Raw genomic sequence first — 21,808 nt, forward strand, 5'->3', positions numbered from 1 at the left:
CGATATACACCGACCGCTACGGGCGCATCAAGGTGAAGTTCCACTGGGACCGGGAGTCGAAGGGAGACGAGACGAGCTCGTGCTGGGTGCGGGTGTCGAGCGCGTGGGCGGGCCAGGGCTACGGCGGGGTGCAGATACCGCGGGTGAACGACGAGGTGGTGGTGGACTTCATCAACGGTGACCCGGACCGTCCGATAGTGACGGGTCGGGTGTACAACGCGGCGAGCATGCCGCCGTGGGCGCTGCCGGGGGCGGCGACGCAGATGGGGTTCATGAGCCGTTCAAAGGACGGAACGCCGGACAACGCCAACGTGCTGCGCTTCGAGGACCGGGCGGGGCAAGAGCAGGTGTGGATCCAGGCCGAGCGCAATATGGACGTGAACGTCAAGAACGATGCCACACGCAGCATCGGCAGCAACCACAGCCATTATGTGCGTAAAAATGAACTGCACCGGGTAGAGGCGAATCAGACGCAGGCCGTAAAAGGTGGAACTGAGATCCTGACCGGGCAGGGCAAGCAGGATGCAGTAGTAGAGCAGTACGTGCTGGCTTCCGGTTCCCAGCTCCGGCTGGTATGTGGGAACAGCGCAATTGAGCTAAACGCCAACGGGCAGATAAACCTTGTTGGAAAAGGCTTTAACCTGTTCGTGGAGGGAGATGGCAACATCACCACCAGTGGCGGTAAGCTAAATCTGAACACGGCGGGCGCGCAGCCAGGCACCTCTGCGCCAGGGCCGAATCACAAGCAGGATATCAAACAGGCAGTGGAGGCAAAGTTTACGCCGGGAAAGCAGAGTAAGGGGGCAACCTCTGTAAAGAAAGAAACCATTGCCCATCAGGCAGTGACTACGCTTGTTTCCCCAATTCCTTCTAAAAGCAGCAGCGATAATTTTTCAAAAATATCGCCAGTTATTTTCCAAAATGAAGGCGGTTATGTAAATGATCCTGATGATGCTGGCGGTGCAACTAATAAAGGTATCGCCTGGCCAACCTGGCAGCGGTATGCAAAAGAAGATCTGAATGTAGATCCTACATTAGCTAATCTGAAAAAACTAACTAATGAGCAGGCAGAGATAATCTATCGTAAACGCTATTGGCAACCATCAGGCTTTAATAATCTTAACGATCCGAAACTGGCATTGATGTCATATGACTGGACTATTACTTCAGGTGGGGCAGGAAAACAAATACAAAAATTGCTTAACAGTGAATTTGGACAAAATCTAAACATTGATGGTGCGATTGGGCCTAAAACAATAGATGCGATGAACAGTGTGCCGGATTCATCGAGACTAACCGAAAGAATTGCAGATATTAGAAAGGCGTATTACCGTAGTCTTGCTGACAGTAAGCCTACGAATGCAAAATTTTTAACGGGATGGCTTAATCGTGTAGATCGCTGCTCACAGGTGGAACTGGAATGAGATTATATCTAAAATCGGCATTATTTTTCTCGGTGCTTTTAAGCGTATCTGCCTTTGCTTCCTCTTCTTTCACTGGCGTATGGTCTGGTGAAAAAGATGATACGGAGAATCAACCGTTATCTACCCTGTCGCTGGATATAAAGCAGGCGCAACAGAATATTAGTGGAAGCTATTGTTATATTAGCCGACGTGGGGCACGCATAGACTGTCCTGAAGAGGCAGATAGCAACCTGTCTGGCATCGTTCAGGGTGACTCCGCACTTGTTGAGTTCAATTCATCCTTCGGAGGGAAAGGCGGCAAAGCTCAGCTTACTATTAATCAGGGTGTTATGTCATGGCAACTTCTAAAACAACCTGAAGGTGGGGATTATACTGCCCCTGATAGTTATATTCTGCATAAAGACAAAGAAATAAGCGGCACCAATGGTGTAAGTAAAACATTATTAACTGATAAGTTCACTGTCACTATACGCAATAGTTGTGGTGATTTTCTTCAGGTGTGCGATAAGGTTTATTATCTGGGTGTAAGGAATAAAGATAACAGTGTTTTAACATTAACCGGTAAAACCGTGAGTGATATCGATACAAAAAAGGTCATTGGCGCTGCTTTCAAAAACGGTAATGTTGAATATCGAGTCGACTTTAATTCTGCCCGACTATTAGTAAAGCAAGAAGATAAAATATTAGTTGAGCAGTATGGAAAGTGGCAGAAAGAATAAGTAAAAATATATCAGGTGAAATGTGCCGATAAAATCAAATGGTTTTTATGCTGGCACATTTTTGAATAATTTTATGGGTTTTCTTATTAGTAGGTAAATTCCTACTGAATAGTATGATTCCCGCAAGATTTAATATAGTTTCGGAATTATGTGTTTCTCTAAGTACTTCATCCCTAAGAAATACATTGTGGAATAATTTTAGCTATGGCAGTTACCACACTGTACGCCTAAAAATAAACGATTAACTCATACTGCGCATGAGATGTTTTTCAATCATTGCCGCACAATGGTCTTTATGCATTGCAAGGATCCACTATGAAATATTCTCTTCAGGAAGCCTCTTTTTCCTTATTCCCCACAGCATGGCAGGACGCCACTATTAATATCCTGCGTGATGAAGAAAGCGGCCTGTCGCTGGTAATTAGCCGTGGCCCGATACCCGACGAAAGTGATTTTGAACAGGAATTTCATCGTCAGTGGGAAACATTGCGTACGCAGATGGGCGATGTGCAGCAAAGCGCCTTTGAACGTGTCAGCGTCGGGCCGGAAAACAACATTCGCGCCGTGGAAGTGGAAACCGCGTTTACCCGTAACGGTCAGCAGCTGTGGCAAAAACAGCTGGCGGTACAGGTAAGCGGCCAGCCGGTGATGCTGATCTTTACGCTTTCTGCTCAGCGCCCCTTCAGTGAAGAAGATACGCCGCTCTGGAACGCGATTAAACAAAGCCTGACGCTGAACGCTAACCGGAATTCGTAAGGTATGAGTGACAACAATGCGGCCCGTCAGGGCGACGAAATCATCCACTCCAGTGTTTTTGCTGATATCACCAGTATCGTGGCGGAAGGTGCCGCCTATGCGTTAATCGGTGCGGCTGTAGCCGCGGCGGCAACCGTCGCCGCACCTGCGCTGGGGGCTGGCATGGCGGCGGCAGGCGTTGCTGCCGTGGGATCCAGCTGCGTGCTGAGCGGTATTATTGGCGGCGTGCTGGCGAACGTGGCCGGCATCACCGATGACATCAGCACGGCCGCCGACGGCATCGGTAATTTTTTGTTTCCGCCATCTCCGGCAGGAAAAATTATTACCGGCGCCAGCAATGTTTTGATTAACAGCCTGCCCGCAGCCCGTGCAGCAGGGGCACCTGTGGCAGGTAATACGCCGCCGCCTGAACCGCAGCCGCCAGGTAGCTTTGCCGACTATGGCGGCATGCTGCTCTCTGCTGCTCAGCAGTTTGGCAGTGAAATGTGGCAGCCGACCGTCGCATCAGCAGCTGCAGGCGCTTCGCCGCTGGAGCAGGATAAAGTCGCCTGTGATAAACATGCTGGCCCGCAGTATCTGGCGGAAGGATCTAAAAGCGTTTTCATTAACGGGCAGCCCGCCGTCCGTGCGAAAGATCGCACCACCTGTGAAGCCACTGTCTCGGATAAGGTCTCGCCTGATGTGATTATCGGCGGCGAGACGCTGACGGTACGCGATATCAAGAGCGGTAAAATGGCCGGGCTGGCGATGACCATGATCGCCCTTTCATTGATCCGTGGTCGTCCCGGTACAATCCTGAAAAACATGCCCTGCGCACTGGCGGCAGCGGGCGGCGGCATGCTGGCGGATATGGCTGTTAATGCGGTATTTGCTTCGTCGCATCCGGTACATGCAGCAACGGGCGTGAAGGTATTGAATGACGAGAACGAACTCGATTTCTCCCTGCCGGGACGCTTTCCGCTGCGCTGGCAACGTAGTTATAACAGCCTTACCACGCGTAGCGGACTGTTTGGCCCTGGCTGGGCCACTGCTTTTGACAGCTGGCTGAAGCTGGAAGGGGACAAAGTCACCTGGTTCGATGAAACCGGTCGTGAGCTGCGCTTTACGCTTCCTGTGGTTAACCAGGCTTTTTACAGCATCAGTGAAGGGATCATTGTCCGGCGCAATGAGAGCGGCGACGTGGCCATTGCGGATGACGACGGGGCGACGTGGCGGCTGTTCAAGCCCACACGTGCTAACCCTGCCGTGCTGAAGCTGGCCTCGCTCAGTGATGAGTATGGCAACAGTCTGGAAACCGGCTGGGACGAGCACGGACGGCTGGTGCGTATCCACGATGAGCCTCGCGCCATTGACGTTACGCTGGCCTATGAGGATGAGCGCTTCCCTGAACGTGTCACCGCTGCCAGACATTTTGACGGAACGCACCACTGGCCGCTGATGACCTGGCGATACGACGTGCGCGGGCAACTGGCCGCCGCCACCGATGCCAGCGGCGTGATCACGCGTGAATATCGTTATAACGATGAGGGGCTGATGATCTGGCATCGCCTGCCGGGCGGGCTGGAAAGTGAATATCGCTGGGAAAAGTTCGATCACTGGCGGGTGGTGGAAAACCGTACCAGCACCGGCGACGGTTGCCATATCGCCTATGACATCCCCGCAGGGCTGACTACCGTCACGCAGTATGATGGAGAGACTCGTCAGCACTACTGGAACGCGCAGGGACTGATTACCCGTTTCGTCGATGAGCGCGGCGAGAGCTGGCGTTACGAGTGGGATGAGAACGAGCAGCTGACGCGGCGCATCGATCCGCTTGGTAATGTCGTCAGTTTTGTTTATGACGAAATGGGTAACCGGGTACAGGAAACGGACGCTGACGGCAATACGCAGACGACTCGCTGGCTGGAACACCGGGCGCTGCCCGCCTCCATCAGCGCGCCGGATGGCGCAACCACCTGGTTTTATTATGATGAACACCATGGCCTGGCACGAATTGTCGATGCACTGGGACAGAGCACGCTTTACCGTCGTGACGACTATGGTCAGGTAACCGAGGAGGTTGATGCGGCTGGTAACACGCGTTATCAGGAATATAACGAGGCGGGGCAGGTTATTCGCGCCACCGACTGTTCCGGTCGCATAACGCGCTGGCGTTACCATCCGCTCGGCTGGCCTGAAGTGGTAATTACCCCTGACGGCGAAGAGACGCGTTATCGCTATGATGCAGCCGGACGCCCGGTGCAGCTTGAACGTGCGGAGGGCTGGCAGGAGTCGCTCAGCTGGAGCAGCAACGGCCTGCCGCAGGCACATGAAGCCGCAGACGGAAAACGCAGCGAGTTCAGCTATGACGCAGCCGGGCGTCTGATTGCCACGCGTAATGCGCTGGGCGAAGAGGTCCGCCGCAGCTGGGACAGCCGCGGCAGGCTAACGGCGTTGCATAACGAGAACGGTGAAGCTTACCGCTTTCGCTGGGGTGCTGACTCGCTGCTGCTGGAAGAGGCCGGGCTGGACGGGATGATCACCCGTTACGGTTATGATGCCTGCGGGCGCACGGTTTCGCGTACCTTTGCAGCCGGTCATCCCGAAGCCATTACCCACACTTTTTCCTGGAGCGCAGCCGGTCAGCTGCTGGCGCGCACCACGCCGGAAGGGCAGACGCGCTGGCATTATACCGGCAGCGGGCTGCCGGGACGCATTACGCAGCATGCAGCGCTGGGCGATAATGCCTGGAGCCGCGAAGCCGAGCAGGAGCTGACGTTTGAGTATGATGCGCTGGGGCGCGTTATCAGCGAGCAGGGCGAAAACGGCGCGCTGAAGCGCACTTACGATGCCCTGGGTAACCGCACCGTGCTTGAGCTGCCGGACGGGCGTCAGCTCAAGCACCTTTATTACGGCAGCGGCCACCTGCTGAGCATTGCGCTGGACGGCCTGCCGGTCAGCGACTTCACGCGCGATGAGCTGCACCGCGAGGTGAGCCGGACCCAGGGGCTGCTGACCAGCCGCACGGCGTATGACCGTCTGGGACGGCTACAGCGGCGGGACGTGTTTACCGGACATGCGCAGCGTCCGGCTCCGCGTCGCTGGTCACGGCGGTGGGACTATGACTGGCGCAACCAGCCGGTGCGTGAAGAGCGCGACGATAATCCGTTTAATGCCACTCGCTGGCAGTATGACGGCAGCGGACGGCTGCTGACGCAGGATGGCATGCAGCAGGAGCAGTGGTGCTGGGATGCGGCGGGCAACCCGCTAGAGCAGGCAGCGTTGCCGCCGGTGCGCCATAACCGGGTGACACAGCTGAACGGCATCCGCTGGCGTTATGACCTTCACGGGCGCACCACGGAGAAAGAGAGCGCGCGGATGCGCTGGCGCTACCGTTACGATGGCGAACACCGGCTGACGGAAGTGCTGTGTGAGCCAAAGGACCGTAACAGGCCGCAGACGCAGGTAAGCTTCCGCTACGACCCGCTGGGACGGCGCATCAGCAAAACGCGCCGCCAGCTGCTGAACGGACAGCCGCAGGGCCAGGCGGTGACCACGCGCTTTGTGTGGGACGGCTTCCGGCTGCTGCAGGAAATCCATGACGGGGTGCCGCTGACGTATGTCTACAGCGATGAGGGAAGTTATGAACCGCTGGCGCGCATTGATGGCGTAACGGACCCGGAGGTTTACTGGTTCCACTGCCAGCCGAACGGCACGCCGGAGCGGCTGACGGATGCGGAAGGGGAGCTGCGCTGGGAAGTACAGAACAGCGCCTGGGGTAAGCTGCTGCGGGAAACGCCGCTGCAGGGACCGGGGTTCGCACAGAACCTGCGGATGCAGGGACAGTATCTTGACCGTGACACCGGGCTGCACTATAACCTGTTCAGGTACTACGACCCGGACAGCGGCCGGTTTACCCAGCCCGACCCGATAGGGCTGGTGGGTGGGATAAATCTCTATCAGTATGCGCCGAATGCGTTGTCGTGGATCGACCCGTGGGGGCTGAGTTGTAGAAATAGTTGGAATGATTTTCAGGCGAAATCAAATAAACGTCAATTTGCTTCAAGAACCGAGGCTTCTAAGGCCTATAAACTATGGAAAAATCAAGATTGGCCAGCGTTAGAAAAATTTATGGGCGAGGGTGCTTGGCCACCAAATCGCGGTTTCGTTAATGCGACGAAAATAACACTTACGCCCGGAACTAAAGTTGATCGTTATGGTGGCTGGACTGATGAAAGTGGTTTTCGGGATACAGGCACCTTCTTGTCACCGGCAGGCTCCTCATTTGGAGGGCGTGCCCTTCCAGATAATACGCTAAAAAAACCATTATCTACTTATGTGGTATTGAAACATTATGAGGTTGATGCTGGACCTGCGATACCTTGGTTTGGGAAAGCTGGTATGGGTTGGCAATATGAAACACATGATTTCGTTGAAGACCTTATAAAAGATGGAGTATTAAAAAAGCTATGAGTGAATTCAGGTTAATAAAAAACTTTATGGGAAAAAGCTTATTATTGCATGATGGGTTTGAAAGCGATTTTGTCCATAAGCAAAACTTTATTGATTGCCCATTTTGCGGCAGCCAAGTGATTTTTACGCTATTTAATTCTAAGCGCTTTGATTTAGAAAATGAGTCATTTAAAAAAGAAATTGCTAAGCGTATCAAAGGAGTAAAAGAGAATCCAAAAAAAAATGGTTACTATAGTTATAAAGGCGAGGCAATAAATTTTTTTGAAAGCGAATGCTCCCTTCATAAACATAAACTTTTTATTTTTTTTACTTTCTCTGAGGTCCAGCCTGCCAGGTATATTTCTAACCTTATTGGTATTTTTGGGTAAGGGTATTTATAATATAAGCTTCAGCAATTTTTGAGATTTTATGTAATCCAGAAGGATATAGTGATGATTTTTTTAAGATTAGTCAGTAATTAGATAGAAAAAATTTCAATAGTCTGTAATTTACTAATATTAAAGGGCGAGCCTGCACTATAACCTGTTCAGGTACTACGACCCGGACAGCGGCCGGTTTACCCAGCCCGACCCGATAGGGCGGGCGGGCGGGCTGAACCTGTATCAGTATGCGCCGAATGCGCTGGGGTGGATCGACCCGTTAGGATTGTCATGCAAGAACAGTTGGAATAATTTTCAGAGCAAAACAAAAGGGATTTTCTCCTCTAGAAGAGCCGCTGCTAAGGCCTATAGATCAGTAAAAGGGAAGATAAAGCCAAACTTTCCAAACCCGGCATCATATTTAGATGTATCGCACATAAGGCAGCATTTAGGACAATTTAGTGGCGGAGTATCAAAGATCACGTGGGGGGTTAACCGCGCTGAAATTAGCCCTTCCGGTGGGCATTTTGTCATGCCGAAACATGTTGCAGATGATCTTATTGCGAAATCAGGAGGGAATGTTTCTAAGCTTGAACATTTGCTTGGCCTAAGCCCCGGAGACCTTGGCTATGCACGTGTAAGGATTGATATTCCGAATCCTACAGGATTACTAATGCCCTCTGGTAATGAGCCAGGAGCAAACGGATTCTGGCTTCCGGGCGGAAAAAATTCAGGAGGGATTCCAGAAAAAGTTATTGACCAGACGCCTGCCTCCGAGGCGATAATAAACAAGCTAACTAAAGTTAAATTATAATTTTGATGAGAAGGAAAATGGAAAAAATGACTTTTAGCAAATATGGTATAGATATTATAAGGACAGATAATAGATTCTATATAAGATATGATTCAGGTGAATTAGCCGGTAAAGAAAGACAATCTGAAATTAGCGAAGAGGAGGTTACTAAAGCTATGAAAAGTCCGCAGGATGCCTATGAAGTTATAATCGAAATACAAAACAGAGAACAAAAGTATAAGCCTTTATTTTAATGCCAAATTTTGGAGAGCAGCTTCTGGGATTGATGGCAAAAGACGGAGGGTGTTCCTCAAGTAAAAGTCCCACTTGCTAATGGTGGCAAAGAACTAAGGTATGAACTTTTTTACCAGTGTATATTCTGAGTATGGCAAGGGAGGGGCATTGAAATTATTGCCTTCCGAAAAGGGATGTTCCGTTATCTTTGATAAAATAATGAAAAAATTCAATCTTTTAAGCGAAATAGATAAAACAACTGCTTATATTGAAAATGTAATGAATAATGAAAAAAAAGGAGGTTTGAAAGATTTAATTGCTGACCTTGATAGGCTAAAATTAAAAGTTGTTGATGATGATTTATTCAATAATCCTCTGCGGGGCTTTTCCCGGAAATATGCAGAAATGTATAACGATTACCTCCATCCTATTACTGGTGTTTTAAATAACATAGAAAAATCTGTTGATGGTTATTTAGGCGCTAACTAATAGTTATAATTGCGTAGCCTTCTGGCTGCGGCACAACAACGGCCATTCAGCAACATTTCCTCTCCCTTAGCCCCTAATAATCTTAACCACTGCCAATATACGCCTCCCCGCTCTGGTTATGTTGACATGGCCGTTCTTTATCAACAACTTGATCGTTGGTGGCCAGCGGGTTCTATTGGGTTTGATGATGATTGCCTGTCTTACAAAGACAGGCAATATGTTACCCAGCGTCCAAATAACAATATTCACTTTTATTCGCTCTACCGCGGTTCAGCTATGGGCGGCGCGTTCGGCGCAACTGTTGGGGCGAAACTTTCATTGCCAACACGTCCAGTATTTCTTTTTACTGATGATGGATGCTTCCGGCTATTTTCCGGTTCATTGGGGGAAGCGAGTGAATTAGGATTAGTGATTTTTCTTATCAATAACGCCAGTTTCTCGATCGTCGAACAGGGTCTGCCCATCATTTTGCCGGAAATTGAAGAAAAAAATTATCATGCCTGCCTCAAGCGGTTAGATTATTGCGCAATCGCACGAGCTTGCGGCTGGGAAGCCGAGCAGCTTGCACCTAATTTGAGTAATCTGAGCTTCTTGCTGGATAAAGCAACCGGGAAATCAATGAAATCTTTGCTCATTGATATCCCAGTCGATGCGTTACAAATATTGGGTCGCAATCCTCGGGTAACAAATCTTTAAGGGGAAAAGAAATTTTCAACTTCCCAGACAGGGCGTTAAGTCATTGTATCTTTTTCAACCATCAAAAACTAAGTGGTGACCTGCAAGTATCTCATATAATAGTGCCATTGATATTTGGAGATCTTCCGACATGATCATCTTGCTTGTGGGCAGAAGAGCACGCTGCAAAACTAAAATCTATCAGGCCAGCAAAACTGACGCAGAATACCTTTATCGAAAGGTTTAACCAGACGTACCGGACAGAGGTTCTGGATTTTTATCTGTTCAGAACATTGAATGAAGTACGGGGAATCACTGAAAGATAGTTGTCAGAATATAACTGTGAATAGCCACATGAATCACTGAATAATCTGACGCCGCAGGAATACCGCCGACAACTTCATTTGGCCGGGAGGTATAAAAATACATGGAACTAAAAAAGTTCTATTTATGTTTTGTGTGGGATAGATTCCATGCCTCTTTTTTCCCTTCCTGCATTATTCCAACAACCGCTGTGCTTTTCCGCTATTAGCGCAACAATGATGCCACCACACTGCCTCAAACGGGCGTAGCGTCATCGCGTCAGGTCGGGCGGCGGTTTCGGCATAACTGCTTATCAGCATCTGCCACTCACCTTCAACAGGATCCGGCTGCCATGGCTGGCACTCGCGGCTCAGATTCGCCACTACCATTAGCGTTTCTCCTTGCCAGTGGCGGCAATAGCACCATAGCGCTGGATGGTCTGGCAGCCGATCCTGGTAATCGCCCCAGGTTAACACCGGCAAGGTTTTGCGTAATGCAATTAACCGCTGATAGGTATAAAACACCGAATTTGGATCATTAAGCGCGGCTTCAACATTGATGTCTGCCGCATTATCACATAATCCAATCCACGGCTCGCCGCTGGTAAAGCCTGCGTTGGGCGAGGCGTCCCACTGCATCGGCGTGCGACCATTATCGCGCGACTTGCTTGCCAGAATCGCCAGCAGTTCGTCGGCATCCCGTCCCTGTGCTCGCAGGGCGGCAAACATGTTGTGGCTTTCCACATCGCGATAGTCGGTAATACGGCTAAAGTGCGGGTTGGTCATGCCGATCTCTTCGCCCTGATAGATATAGGGCGTGCCCTGCATACCGTGCAGCACCATCGCCAGCATCTTTGCCGCCTGCATCCGATACTCTCCCTCATCGCCGAAACGCGATACGACGCGCGGCTGATCATGGTTACACCAGAACAGCGCATTCCAGGCGACATTGTGCATTCCCTGCTGCCAGTGGCGGAACAGGGTTTTCAGCGCAATGCAATCAGGCTTTGCCAGTGTCCACTTCTCGCCGCCCGGGTAATCGACCTTCAGATGATGAAAGTTAAAGGTCATCGACAGTTCCCGCCCGTCCAGCGCAGCGTATTGCTGGCAGTTCTCCAGCGAAGTTGAAGACATCTCACCTACGGTCATCAGGTTACGCGGGGTAAATACGTCGCGGCTCATCTCCTGAAGGTATTGGTGAATGCGCGGTCCGTCAGTATAGAAGCGGCGGCCATCGCCGAGCGGATCGCTGGGGAAATCCTGATCTTTAGAAACAAGATTGATCACATCAAGGCGCAGGCCATCCACGCCCCGATCGGCCCAGAACTCACAGACTTTTTTTAACTCGCTGCGTACTTCTGGGTTCTCCCAGTTAAGATCCGCCTGCTCCGGCGCAAACAGGTGCAAATAATACTGGCCGCTCTCCGCATGCCAGCGCCAGGCGTTGCCGCCGAATTTAGATTGCCAGTTATTCGGCAGCGTCTGCGGCGTACCGTCACGCCAGATATAGAAATCGCGGTAAGTGCTCTCTTTGTTCAGCGCTTCGCGAAACCACGCGTGCTGCGTAGAAGTGTGGTTAAACACCATATCCAGTACGATGCGGATGTTCCGGGCATGTGCCTGTTCCACCAGCTCATCAAAATCGTTCAGCGTGCCGTAGGCGGGATCGATGGCGGTATAGTTCGCCACATCGTAGCCATTATCTACCTGCGGAGAGATATAGAACGGTGTCAGCCAGATGGCATCAATGCCCAGGGTTTGCAGATAATCGAGGCGTGAAAGAATGCCGCGCAGATCGCCGGTACCGCGTCCGGTCGTGTCCTGAAAGCTTTTGGGATAAATTTGATAGATAACGCCGTTCTGCCACCAGTGGGGATATGTACTCATTATTCATTCCTGCAAATGCAAAAAGGGCGCAACTGCGCCCTGAAAAAGTCAGACAACCTGTAACGTGCCCTGATGAAATTTACGCTGATAGATCACCGTAGTCAGCACCATCGGAACCACAATCGCCACTGCCATTGCCATAGAGAACACCTGCCAGTAGGTTGGCTGGATCGAGAGGATGCCCGGCAAGCCGCCGACGCCAATACCGTTCGCGATCACGCCGTTCAGCCCGCACAGCAGCCCTGCCAGCCCCGAGCCGATCATCGCGCAGAGCATAGGAAAGCGGTATTTCAGGTTGATGCCGTACATCGCCGGTTCGGTGACGCCGAGGTAAGCAGAAATTGCCGCCGGAACCGAGATCTCACGTTCGTTATGTTTACGGCTGACAATAATAATACCGGTTACCGCCGAGGCCTGGGCGATATTCGACAGTGCAATCACTGGCCAAAGCGGCGTACCGCCCAGGCTCTGGATCATCTGCATATCAATGGCAAGAGTGGTCTGATGCACGCCGGTGATCACCAGCGGAGCATACAAGAAGCCAAACAGCGCAGCGCCAATCGGCGCGAAGCTGCCGGTCATCAGGTGACGTACCGCAAAGGCAACGCCGTCACCAATCATACGTCCCAGCGGGCCGATAAAGGCGTGAGCCAGAAACACCGCGATAAGCAATGAACAGACCGGCACCAGCACCAGATAGAGATAGCTCGGCACGATGCGTTTTAACTGGATCTCAATAAAGCCCAGCGTCAGGCCCGCCAGTAAGGCCGGGATCACCTGCGCCTGATAGCCTACTTTAGCAATAGTGAACAGGCCAAAATGCCATACTTCCGGCGCCTGCTGGCCCAACAGGTATGCGTTCATTAATTGCGGAGAGACAAGCGTGATACCCAGTACGATGCCAAGGATAGGCGTGCCGCCCATTTTACGTACTGCTGACCAGCAAACCCCCACCGGCAGGTAGAAGAAAATAGCTTCGCCAATCAGCCACAGGAAATCATAGATACTCTGCAGCGCCGGATAGAGCTGCGCCAGCGTTTTGCCGTCGCTGAGTGGTACATCGCCAATGACGTTACGAAAGCCAAGAATCAAACCTCCGCTGATCAGCGCAGGCAGCAGCGGGAAAAAAATCTCTGCGAAATGCGAAATCAGCTGCTCATACCACTTCATGTTCTGACGCGCCGCTTTTTTGGCTTGTTCTTTATCCGTGCGTGAATGGCCTGTGGTTGCCAGTAGCACCTTGTAGTAATCGCCGACGTCAGTGCCAATTACCACCTGAAACTGTCCGGCGTTAGTGAAGCAGCCTTTTACCATCGAGAGTGTCTCTATGGCTTTGGGATCGGCTTTGGCGGGATCGTTCAACACAAAGCGTAAACGGGTAATACAGTGGCTGACGGTGGCGATGTTGTCGCGCCCGCCAACCAGCACGATCAGCTGGTCGATATCCGATTGTTTTACTTTGCTCATCATGAAACCTCATGACTGATGGGAGGGGGTATAGGGTGAGCGCAAGCCTACTCTTTAAGCACAACGGGTAAAACGGGAACGTTCCCGAAACCGGCCGGGGATCACAATAATTTCTGTTTGGGTGGTCAGGAGAGCGCGGCGGGAATAATGATTTGGCGCGGTTCGCTGCGGCCGTTGATCTGGGCTATCAGCTGCATGGCAGCCTGACGACCTGATTCAGCGTAGCCGGGATCGACGCTAATAATTTCTGGATGCAGGAACTTCATCAGCGGCGTGTTACCTACGCTTGCCAGCTGTAAATTGTCGATGCGTTGTTCCTGTAAATATTTACTTGCGCCCAGTGCGAGCGTATCAGTGGCGCAGACCAAGGCCGTGGTTTGCGCTGTCAGTGCGCTGGCTACCTGCTCGTAACCCTGCTTCATGCTGAGTCCGGGTAACGATGCCACGGCAGAAAGCTTATGCTGGCGACAGAAGGCCAGATAGGCATGGTGACGGCGCTGTCCTGAGGTGACATCGCTATGCGGTACGCCGAGGTAGCTGATATGACGGTGCCCGCGTTCGTACAGGCGTTGCATCAGGGTAAAGATAGCGCCTTCATCATCGTAGCAGACGGAGGCGAAGCCAGCGGCATCCCGGGCCAGCAGCACCAGGGAAGATTGCCACGGCGTGAGTATCTCCTCATCAATGCCGGTAAAACCAAACAGTACTACGCCATCAATATGGCGACGCTGCAGCATGCCCAGATGCTCTGCCACTAACTGCGGTGAGAACTGGCTCTCCATCATGATCGGGTCATAACCCTGTTCATAAAAGGTGGGCAGCATCGTCTGAACGGCGAGGTTCTCCGACAGGGAATCGAGGCGGGTGACAATAATCGCCACCACCTTGTCGCTTTGTCCACGCATGGCTCGCGCGGAGCGGGAAGGGGCGAAGCTGTGCTGATTCATTACCGCTTCAACACGTTCACGCGTGCGTTCGCTGACCCCGCTTTCATTATTCAGTACCCGCGACACGGTCGATTTTCCCACGCCGCTTAAGCGCGCGATATCTTTGATGGTGAGGCGGTTCTGCATACTCTCTTCCCTGGAAAACAACAATAAGTCATCAATACTACAGTTTTATCTTTTGCCGCGTTTTATTGAGGCGGACCAGTTAAAATCTGCCACTTCACTTTCAGCCAGCGCAGAAGGTTTCTTTCTACGCACCGGCTTTTTCTCCGCCAGCGCTTTTTCCTTCTCATTATTCTGCTTGATGGCCATCACCATTTGTCTGGCTTCGGTGGTGAACTCTTTCTCTTTTTTACCATCAGGCTCTTTGCCGGTACGAAGTTTATATTTCTGCACCAGCCCCCTGAACGTTTCATCTATAACGGCTCGCTCATTTTCATTAAACTGATCGATTGAAATCATTTTCTTGTCGTTCATGGGATGCCTTCCTGTTAGTGAACTAACTCACCAAGATAGAGGATGCCTGTCCTGAGAACAATGACTCTGTGCGAAAGGCCGGTAACTAAAGTAAAAAGCTGCTGACAGCGCCGATCTTCTTTGACTCTTTCCGGCAAGCCATTGTTAAATTCCAGTTGGCTCCTGGCGGGCCGATAACAATGATAACCCTCTTTCTGCGCGGATTGCGCTTTGACTCTGACGAGCACAGCTATGTTTCTTTCCTGTTTAACACGACTGCTGATCATCACGGCGGTAACTGGCAGCTACGCGCTGGCCGCCGGGCTGCCTGATATTAACGGCGCGATCCTGACCCCGCCGGCTGAGCAGTTCTCTATGATGCCCACCGCTTCTGCAACAGATAATCAATTATCCGGACCGGAAGGCCCTGCGACCTCATCACCAGCAACAGGCACGCCAACGCTATCGCCGGAGTCGGCTGCTGACGCGGTTACGCCTGCGCCTGCAGAGAGTGATGAGATAAAGCAGGATGCGGTGATCAGCGCAGCCCTGCAGGCTATCCGTCAGCGTCAGCTTACGCCGCTCTCCACGGAGTGCCTGAGCATGAGTTTTGTTGATGACAGTGATGATCCGGAAAACTACCTGATCGACGTGCGTGAAAACCGTAACCATCCGGCCTGCGGCGGCGATCCGGAAACGTCGCCGCACCTGTTTTTCATGAAAGCCAATAAAATCAATGGCACGCTGCAAACCGATGCGGGCGTGGAGCCTGACGATTTCTATCCGCTGGAAAACAGTGAGCAGCCTGCGGTGGCCGAACTCACGGCGGAAGATTTTTCCGTACAGGTCAATGGCGTTGCGCTGACGTTGGGGCAGGTATGGAATGAAGATATTATGATGAGTCTGCCGCCGGAGCGCCTGCAGCCACAGCAAGAAAAGCCTAACGCCGATGCCGCTTACCGTTACTTTCAGCACCGCTATGATGCGTTAATGCTGGTGGCAAGCAATGAAAACTGGCAGCAAAAACAGCACAGCCCGGACGACAACTATCTGGGCGAAATCATGCTGGTGAACCCAACGCTGGCGACGCATCGTGGGGTGCATGTTGGGATGACAGTTGATGAGGCTGAGCGCAAGTACGGCCCCGGCGAGGCGGATGAGCGTAACGGTGAAAGCTGGCTTAGCTGGCAGCAGGGCGATAATGTGCTCTCGGTGCGCATCAGCAACGGCCTGATAACGCTTATCCGGCTTAGTCATTTGCAGGCCGATCGGGATGCTGTGCAATAAAGCCCGGGCTTTTCGCGCCGCTGCGGAAAACGCGCGATTTCGGCCTGCTTTTTTTATGTACTTAAGGTAAGCTATGCGGCCTCATTGCCTGACTTTTCAACATTGTTACACGGGGCTGGATCCAATGTAGACCATCATGTCTTTTTGCAGCATTTACCAGGCTTACATCGCGTAGGCTTCAGGTGCGCTGCATGGTTCCGGTGCCGGGCCTGGCAATGTCGCAGGCCCTCATGAATTAACGGCTGTGACGCCTGCAATAATGTCGCGTCACGGCATCAACAGAAGAACTCCGATGTCTAATACCACATTTTTGCAAGAAGTGTCGCGTCGTCGTACCTTCGCTATCATTTCTCACCCCGATGCCGGTAAAACCACCATTACCGAAAAAGTCCTGCTGTTCGGACAGGCGATCCAGACCGCCGGTACGGTAAAAGGCCGTGGCTCTAATCAGCATGCCAAATCTGACTGGATGGAAATGGAGAAACAGCGCGGGATCTCGATTACTACCTCGGTAATGCAGTTTCCCTACCGCGATAGCCTGGTCAACCTGCTGGATACGCCGGGGCACGAAGACTTCTCTGAAGATACCTATCGTACCCTGACCGCCGTTGACTGCTGTCTGATGGTAATCGACGCGGCGAAAGGGGTTGAAGATCGTACCCGTAAGCTGATGGAAGTTACGCGTCTGCGCGATACGCCGATCCTGACTTTTATGAACAAGCTGGACCGTGATATCCGCGATCCGATGGAGCTGCTGGACGAAGTTGAAAACGAGCTGAAAATCGCCTGCGCACCCATTACCTGGCCAATCGGCTGCGGCAAGCTGTTCAAAGGCGTTTATCATCTCTATAACGATGAAACCTATCTGTATCAGACCGGTAAAGGCCATACCATTCAGGAAGTGCGCACCATCAAAGGGCTGAACAACCCTGAGCTGGACAGCGCGGTCGGCGAAGATCTGGCAGCGCAGCTGCGTGACGAACTGGAGCTGGTGCAGGGCGCTTCGCATGAGTTTGAGCAGGAAGCGTTTTTGCAGGGTGAGCTGACGCCGGTGTTCTTCGGTACCGCGCTGGGCAACTTCGGCGTTGATCATATGCTGGATGGCCTGGTTTCCTGGGCGCCTGCGCCAATGCCGCGCCAGAGCGATACGCGCAGCGTTGAAGCCAGCGAAGAGAAGTTTTCCGGTTTCGTGTTTAAAATCCAGGCTAACATGGATCCGAAACACCGCGACCGCGTCGCCTTTATGCGCGTTGTCTCGGGTAAGTACGAGAAGGGCATGAAGCTGCGTCAGGTGCGTACCGGTAAAGATGTGGTCATTTCCGATGCGCTTACCTTTATGGCGGGCGACCGTTCGCACGTTGAAGAAGCCTTCCCCGGCGACATTATCGGTCTGCATAACCACGGCACCATTCAGATTGGCGATACCTTTACGCAGGGCGAAAACATGAAGTTCACCGGTATTCCGAACTTCGCGCCAGAACTGTTCCGTCGTATTCGCCTGCGCGATCCGCTGAAGCAGAAGCAGCTGTTAAAAGGGCTGGTGCAGCTGTCAGAAGAGGGTGCGGTACAGGTGTTCCGTCCGGTATCCAATAACGATCTGATTGTGGGTGCGGTAGGTGTGCTGCAGTTTGACGTGGTCGTGGCGCGCCTGAAAAGCGAGTACAACGTGGAAGCGATTTACGAATCGGTTAACGTTTCGACCGCGCGCTGGGTTGAATGCGACGATGTGAAAAAGTTCGACGAATTCCAGCGTAAGAATGAAGTCAATCTGGCGCTGGATGGCGGCGATAACCTGACCTACATCGCGCCGACCATGGTTAACCTCAACCTCACGCAGGAGCGCTATCCTGAAGTGCTGTTCCGCAAAACGCGCGAACATTAATCAGCGTTGTTCACGCATCGCGGAGGCCGTACTCTCCTTCGCGATGCGTTTTTATAGTACCAGCGCAAATTTATCCGCCTTCGCTACAGACTCCTCTTAAAAAGTCCTCAAAAACGCCTTCTTAACTGTTTTTTAACCAAAAAAACGCGACGAATGCCAATCCTTGACTATGCTTAGTTTGTCGGATGCAAAAAGCGGCGGCGAAAGCCTCCCGACATCCATTTAAGCGGCACATGGGGTTGTTGCCGCTACGCTTACGGTTGTGAGTGGAATAACGTATAAGAAGGAAGATATCGATGAACAAGACTAAGATTACCAAGACTCTGATGGCTGTGATGGTGGGTTCTGCGCTGCTGAGCGGCTCTGCTCTGGCAGATGAATCTGTATCACAGAAAACGCAGAATGCCGCGGATAGCGCAGGGTCCACAATCGATAGTTCTATGAAAAAAGTCGATGGTTTTATGGATGACAGCGCCATCACCGCTAAAGCGAAAGCTGCGCTGGTAGATGACGAAACGATTAAAAGTACGGATATCTCAGTAGAAACTCAGAAGGGCGTTGTGACCCTGAGCGGTTTCGTTTCTTCGCAGGATCAGGCTGAAAAGGCTGTGGCACTGGTGAAGAAAGTTGAGGGCGTAAAATCCGTCAGCGATAAACTACACGTCAGAGACAGCGAAAAACAGTCAGTTAGCGGTTATGCAGGTGATGCCGCTACAACCAGCGAAATCAAAGCTAAGCTATTAGCGGATGACATTGTACCGTCCCGGAACGTTAAAGTTGAAACCACCAACGGCGTGGTCCAGCTTTCTGGTACGGTAGAAAAACAAGCACAGTCAGAACGTGCGGAAAGTATCGCCAAAGCTATTGAAGGCGTAAAAAGCGTTAAGAATGACCTGACGGTTAAACCTTAATGTTTTTGCGGCACGGTCAACCTCTGGCGTCTGTGCCGCAGCTAACCCGTTAAAAAAATAAAGTTCATGGGTTTACTGTCCATGAATTGGCTGAGCTAAGCAGTTCGATTTTAACTATGGTAAAGGAGAGGCTTATGTTTCGTTGGGGTATTATCTTTCTGGTAATTGCATTGATCGCGGCGGCATTAGGCTTCGGCGGTCTGGCTGGTACAGCCGCATGGGCAGCTAAGATTGTCTTCGTGGTCGGTATCATTCTGTTCCTCGTCAGCCTGTTTACCGGTCGTCGTCGACCCTAGGTAACCAGCTAAACAGACAGATCCAGTGAATTTAGCGGAGACCAGTCATGAATAGCGACATCGTTGCAGGCAAATGGAAACAATGGAAAGGCCAGATGGCGCTAATGTGGGCGGAGTGGTTTGATAACGACGACGCCTGGATGGCAGGAAACAATGACTGGCTCTCCGGTATTTTGCAGGAAGATTACGGGCGTGAGCAGCACGACGATGCCACAAACGATAAATCCCTGCGCTGATCTGCTATAAGCTGGCCCGCTTTCTTTGTAGAGGGCGGTGCCGGCCTCTGTTATTTCTCTGTCTCTGCGCGGCTAACCCCGTCACCTGTTTGTTCCTCCCCCTCTGAAACACCTCTTTTACGCTACTATTCTGCCATTCCAGAATAAAAGGCCGCGTTACGTATCCTGCAATGCAGCGGCAAATAAAATAGCGCAGAATAATCTCTAAGATATGTTGAGGAGCGCTGACGTGAGATTTATTGATACCCACTGCCACTTCGATTTTCCTCCGTTTACCGGGCACGAGGAGGAAAGCCTGTCACGCGCCGCTCAGGCAGGCGTAGAGAAAATTATCGTTCCGGCGGTGGAGGCTACACGCTTTGCTCGGGTGTTACAGCTGGCACGCCAGCATGCACCGCTTTATGCCGCGCTGGGACTGCATCCCATTGTGATTCAGCAGCACAATGATGCGGCGCTGGAGCAGCTGGAGCAGCAGCTACGTCAGCGATCCGCAAAACTGGTGGCGATCGGTGAGATCGGGCTGGATCTCTATATGGAAGATCCTCAGTTCGATCGCCAGCAATATTTTCTGGATGCGCAGCTGCGGCTGGCACGGAAATACGATCTTCCCGTGATCCTGCATTCCCGGCGCACGCATGACAAACTGGCGCAGCACCTGCGACGTATCGAGGTGCCGCGCCGTGGCGTGGTACATGGCTTTGCCGGAAGCGTGCAGCAGGCGCAGGCGTTTATTGCTGCCGGTTATGCTATCGGCGTAGGCGGCACCATTACCTATCCCCGTGCCAGCAAAACGCGCAATACCATTGCGCAGCTCCCGCTTGAAGCGCTGCTGTTGGAAACCGATGCGCCTGATATGCCGTTGAACGGCTTTCAGGGCCAGCCCAATCGGCCAGAGCAAGTGGTAAAGGTATGGCAAACATTATGCGAGCTGCGTCAGGAAGCGCCGGAAGAGATCGCGGCCACCCTTGCCAGTAACAGTGAGAAACTGTTTCAGCTATGTTAACAAGACGACCGCATCACAAGGGATCTTAAGAACAGGTAAAGCGCGAATGTGATAATTCTCACATTTGCGCTTCTGCGGTATGATAGCGCGCATAAAGCGCTTCCGGCCTGCGGCTGTGGCGCTTTTAATGCGATAGACGTCACATCAAATGTAGACTTGATGGTAGCGTTTCTTAATTAAATGTGAGCTTACGCACAATAAAGAGTTTGCCCGTGATGTTAAAATCGTAACATCAAAGCGAATCAGCATCGCTGGCAAGGTGAGATGGATCTCAACCCTCTTCAAGGAACCAAGACCTCGTGTTGAGTCTTCCACTGGCGGAGGCTCACTGAATCTTTCTGGAGAGCATTATGACTGATGTAACCGCTGCCGCGCTGCGTGCGCTGAAACTCATGGATTTAACCACCCTTAACGATGATGACACCGACGCCAAAGTGATTGCGCTGTGTCAGCAGGCTAAATCCCCGGCAGGCAATACTGCCGCCATCTGTATCTATCCCCGTTTTATTCCCATCGCACGTAAAACGCTGCGTGAGCAGGGCACGCCCGATATTCGTATCGCTACCGTGACCAATTTCCCGCACGGCAATGACGATATTGAGATCGCGCTGGCGGAAACGCGCGCGGCCATTGCCTATGGCGCGGATGAAGTGGATGTGGTTTTTCCCTATCGCACATTGATGGCTGGCGATAGCGAAACCGGCTTTAAACTGGTCAAGGCATGCAAGGAAGCCTGCGCGGCGGCCAGTGTATTACTGAAAGTGATCATTGAAACCGGCGAACTGAAAGAGGAAGCGCTAATCCGTCAGGCTTCTGAAATCGCTATCGATGCGGGCGCTGACTTTATCAAAACCTCTACCGGTAAGGTGCCGGTAAACGCCACGCCAGAAGTGGCAAAAATCATGATGGAAGTGATCCGTGATAAAGGGGTACAGGATCGCGTTGGCTTTAAGCCTGCGGGCGGCGTGCGTACCGCAGAAGATGCGACGCTCTATCTGCAGCTTGCTGATGACATTCTGGACAGCGGTTGGGCGGACGCGCGTCATTTCCGTTTCGGTGCCTCCAGCCTGTTGGCAAGCCTGTTGAACGCGGCGGGCTATGAAAGCGCGCGCAGCACCAGCAGCTACTGAGTTTCCTTTCACCATAGCGGGCGCCTGCCGTCCGCTAAAAATAATTTTTCTGCACCGTTGGATCGGGACACCAGGCCTGATTTATTGATCCGTTAAACAGGGG

19 protein-coding genes and 2 pseudogenes are annotated in these 21,808 nt (G+C 52.0%); 17 read left to right on the forward strand and 4 right to left on the reverse strand.

The window, feature by feature from the left end:
* The 10 genes and pseudogenes from tssI to ACQE3Y_RS15795 form a co-directional block, all read left to right on the forward strand.
* Positions 1 to 1,424: type VI secretion system tip protein TssI/VgrG (tssI, locus tag ACQE3Y_RS15750; RefSeq protein WP_426982048.1), on the forward strand; the 1,424-nt coding region annotated here is incomplete at its 5' end.
* Positions 1,421 to 2,143 carry a hypothetical protein gene (locus tag ACQE3Y_RS15755; protein ID WP_426982049.1) on the forward strand — a complete coding sequence of 241 codons (723 nt, stop codon included), beginning with the start codon at positions 1,421 to 1,423 and terminating at the stop codon, positions 2,141 to 2,143. The genes tssI and ACQE3Y_RS15755, both read left to right, overlap by 4 nt.
* A gap of 315 nt (positions 2,144 to 2,458) precedes the next feature.
* Positions 2,459 to 2,899: a DcrB-related protein gene (locus ACQE3Y_RS15760; protein WP_426982050.1), complete on the forward strand. Its 441-nt coding sequence runs from the start codon at positions 2,459 to 2,461 to the stop codon at positions 2,897 to 2,899.
* 3 nt (positions 2,900 to 2,902) lie between these two features.
* The gene (locus ACQE3Y_RS15765; RefSeq protein WP_426982051.1) at positions 2,903 to 7,351 is read left to right on the forward strand and encodes an RHS repeat-associated core domain-containing protein; all 4,449 of its coding nucleotides are present in this window, start codon (positions 2,903 to 2,905) and stop codon (positions 7,349 to 7,351) included.
* On the forward strand, positions 7,348 to 7,719 hold the full coding sequence (locus tag ACQE3Y_RS15770) for a hypothetical protein (protein WP_426982052.1): 372 nt from the start codon (positions 7,348 to 7,350) through the stop codon (positions 7,717 to 7,719). The genes ACQE3Y_RS15765 and ACQE3Y_RS15770 overlap by 4 nt, the downstream gene beginning before the upstream one ends.
* A gap of 142 nt (positions 7,720 to 7,861) precedes the next feature.
* Positions 7,862 to 8,524, forward strand: a pseudogene (locus ACQE3Y_RS15775) (RHS repeat-associated core domain-containing protein); the annotation flags it as partial.
* A gap of 17 nt (positions 8,525 to 8,541) precedes the next feature.
* Positions 8,542 to 8,757, forward strand: coding sequence for a hypothetical protein (locus tag ACQE3Y_RS15780; RefSeq protein WP_426982053.1), 216 nt, complete (start codon positions 8,542 to 8,544; stop codon positions 8,755 to 8,757).
* 100 nt (positions 8,758 to 8,857) lie between these two features.
* The gene (locus ACQE3Y_RS15785) at positions 8,858 to 9,226 is read left to right on the forward strand and encodes a hypothetical protein (protein WP_426982054.1); all 369 of its coding nucleotides are present in this window, start codon (positions 8,858 to 8,860) and stop codon (positions 9,224 to 9,226) included.
* 126 nt (positions 9,227 to 9,352) lie between these two features.
* The gene (locus ACQE3Y_RS15790) at positions 9,353 to 9,922 is read left to right on the forward strand and encodes a thiamine pyrophosphate-dependent enzyme (RefSeq protein ID WP_426982055.1); all 570 of its coding nucleotides are present in this window, start codon (positions 9,353 to 9,355) and stop codon (positions 9,920 to 9,922) included.
* Positions 9,923 to 10,068: 146 nt separating this feature from the next.
* A pseudogene (locus ACQE3Y_RS15795) lies at positions 10,069 to 10,338 on the forward strand (integrase core domain-containing protein); the annotation flags it as partial.
* A gap of 60 nt (positions 10,339 to 10,398) precedes the next feature.
* On the opposite strand, the gene treC reads toward ACQE3Y_RS15795, so the two are convergent.
* The 4 genes from treC to ACQE3Y_RS15815 form a co-directional block, all read right to left on the reverse strand.
* A complete protein-coding gene (gene treC, locus ACQE3Y_RS15800) occupies positions 10,399 to 12,090 on the reverse strand; it encodes an alpha,alpha-phosphotrehalase (RefSeq protein ID WP_426982056.1) in 1,692 nt (563 codons plus the stop codon).
* Between the two features lie 48 nt (positions 12,091 to 12,138).
* Positions 12,139 to 13,557 carry a PTS trehalose transporter subunit IIBC gene (gene treB / locus ACQE3Y_RS15805; protein WP_426974554.1) on the reverse strand — a complete coding sequence of 473 codons (1,419 nt, stop codon included), beginning with the start codon at positions 13,555 to 13,557 and terminating at the stop codon, positions 12,139 to 12,141.
* 125 nt (positions 13,558 to 13,682) lie between these two features.
* Positions 13,683 to 14,630 (reverse strand): trehalose operon repressor TreR, encoded by a 948-nt coding sequence (gene treR / locus ACQE3Y_RS15810; protein ID WP_426982057.1) that lies wholly within the window; start codon positions 14,628 to 14,630, stop codon positions 13,683 to 13,685.
* A gap of 45 nt (positions 14,631 to 14,675) precedes the next feature.
* Positions 14,676 to 14,981, reverse strand: a complete 306-nt coding sequence (locus ACQE3Y_RS15815) for a hypothetical protein (protein WP_426974403.1) — start codon at positions 14,979 to 14,981, stop codon at positions 14,676 to 14,678.
* A gap of 231 nt (positions 14,982 to 15,212) precedes the next feature.
* Between ACQE3Y_RS15815 and ACQE3Y_RS15820 the strand changes: the two genes are divergently transcribed.
* The 7 genes from ACQE3Y_RS15820 (at position 15,213) to deoC (ending at position 21,705) form a co-directional block, all read left to right on the forward strand.
* Positions 15,213 to 16,247, forward strand: a complete 1,035-nt coding sequence (locus tag ACQE3Y_RS15820; RefSeq protein ID WP_426982058.1) for a hypothetical protein — start codon at positions 15,213 to 15,215, stop codon at positions 16,245 to 16,247.
* 292 nt (positions 16,248 to 16,539) lie between these two features.
* Entirely contained in the window at positions 16,540 to 18,129 is a 1,590-nt protein-coding gene (prfC, locus tag ACQE3Y_RS15825) for a peptide chain release factor 3 (protein WP_250651759.1), read from the forward strand.
* A 296-nt stretch (positions 18,130 to 18,425) separates the two neighbouring features.
* Positions 18,426 to 19,040 (forward strand): molecular chaperone OsmY, encoded by a 615-nt coding sequence (osmY, locus tag ACQE3Y_RS15830; protein ID WP_426982059.1) that lies wholly within the window; start codon positions 18,426 to 18,428, stop codon positions 19,038 to 19,040.
* Positions 19,041 to 19,174: 134 nt separating this feature from the next.
* Entirely contained in the window at positions 19,175 to 19,336 is a 162-nt protein-coding gene (locus ACQE3Y_RS15835) for a DUF1328 domain-containing protein (RefSeq protein ID WP_003856556.1), read from the forward strand.
* A 47-nt stretch (positions 19,337 to 19,383) separates the two neighbouring features.
* Positions 19,384 to 19,572 carry a CsbD family protein gene (locus ACQE3Y_RS15840; protein ID WP_250651761.1) on the forward strand — a complete coding sequence of 63 codons (189 nt, stop codon included), beginning with the start codon at positions 19,384 to 19,386 and terminating at the stop codon, positions 19,570 to 19,572.
* Positions 19,573 to 19,801: 229 nt separating this feature from the next.
* The gene (locus ACQE3Y_RS15845) at positions 19,802 to 20,575 is read left to right on the forward strand and encodes a TatD family hydrolase (protein WP_426982060.1); all 774 of its coding nucleotides are present in this window, start codon (positions 19,802 to 19,804) and stop codon (positions 20,573 to 20,575) included.
* 350 nt (positions 20,576 to 20,925) lie between these two features.
* Positions 20,926 to 21,705 (forward strand): deoxyribose-phosphate aldolase, encoded by a 780-nt coding sequence (gene deoC, locus ACQE3Y_RS15850; protein ID WP_426982061.1) that lies wholly within the window; start codon positions 20,926 to 20,928, stop codon positions 21,703 to 21,705.
* Positions 21,706 to 21,808: the final 103 nt, after the last annotated feature.

The sequence above is a fragment of the Pantoea sp. FN0305 genome (genome assembly GCF_050113845.1).
GTDB classification, from domain to species: Bacteria; Pseudomonadota; Gammaproteobacteria; order Enterobacterales; family Enterobacteriaceae; genus Mixta; species Mixta alhagi.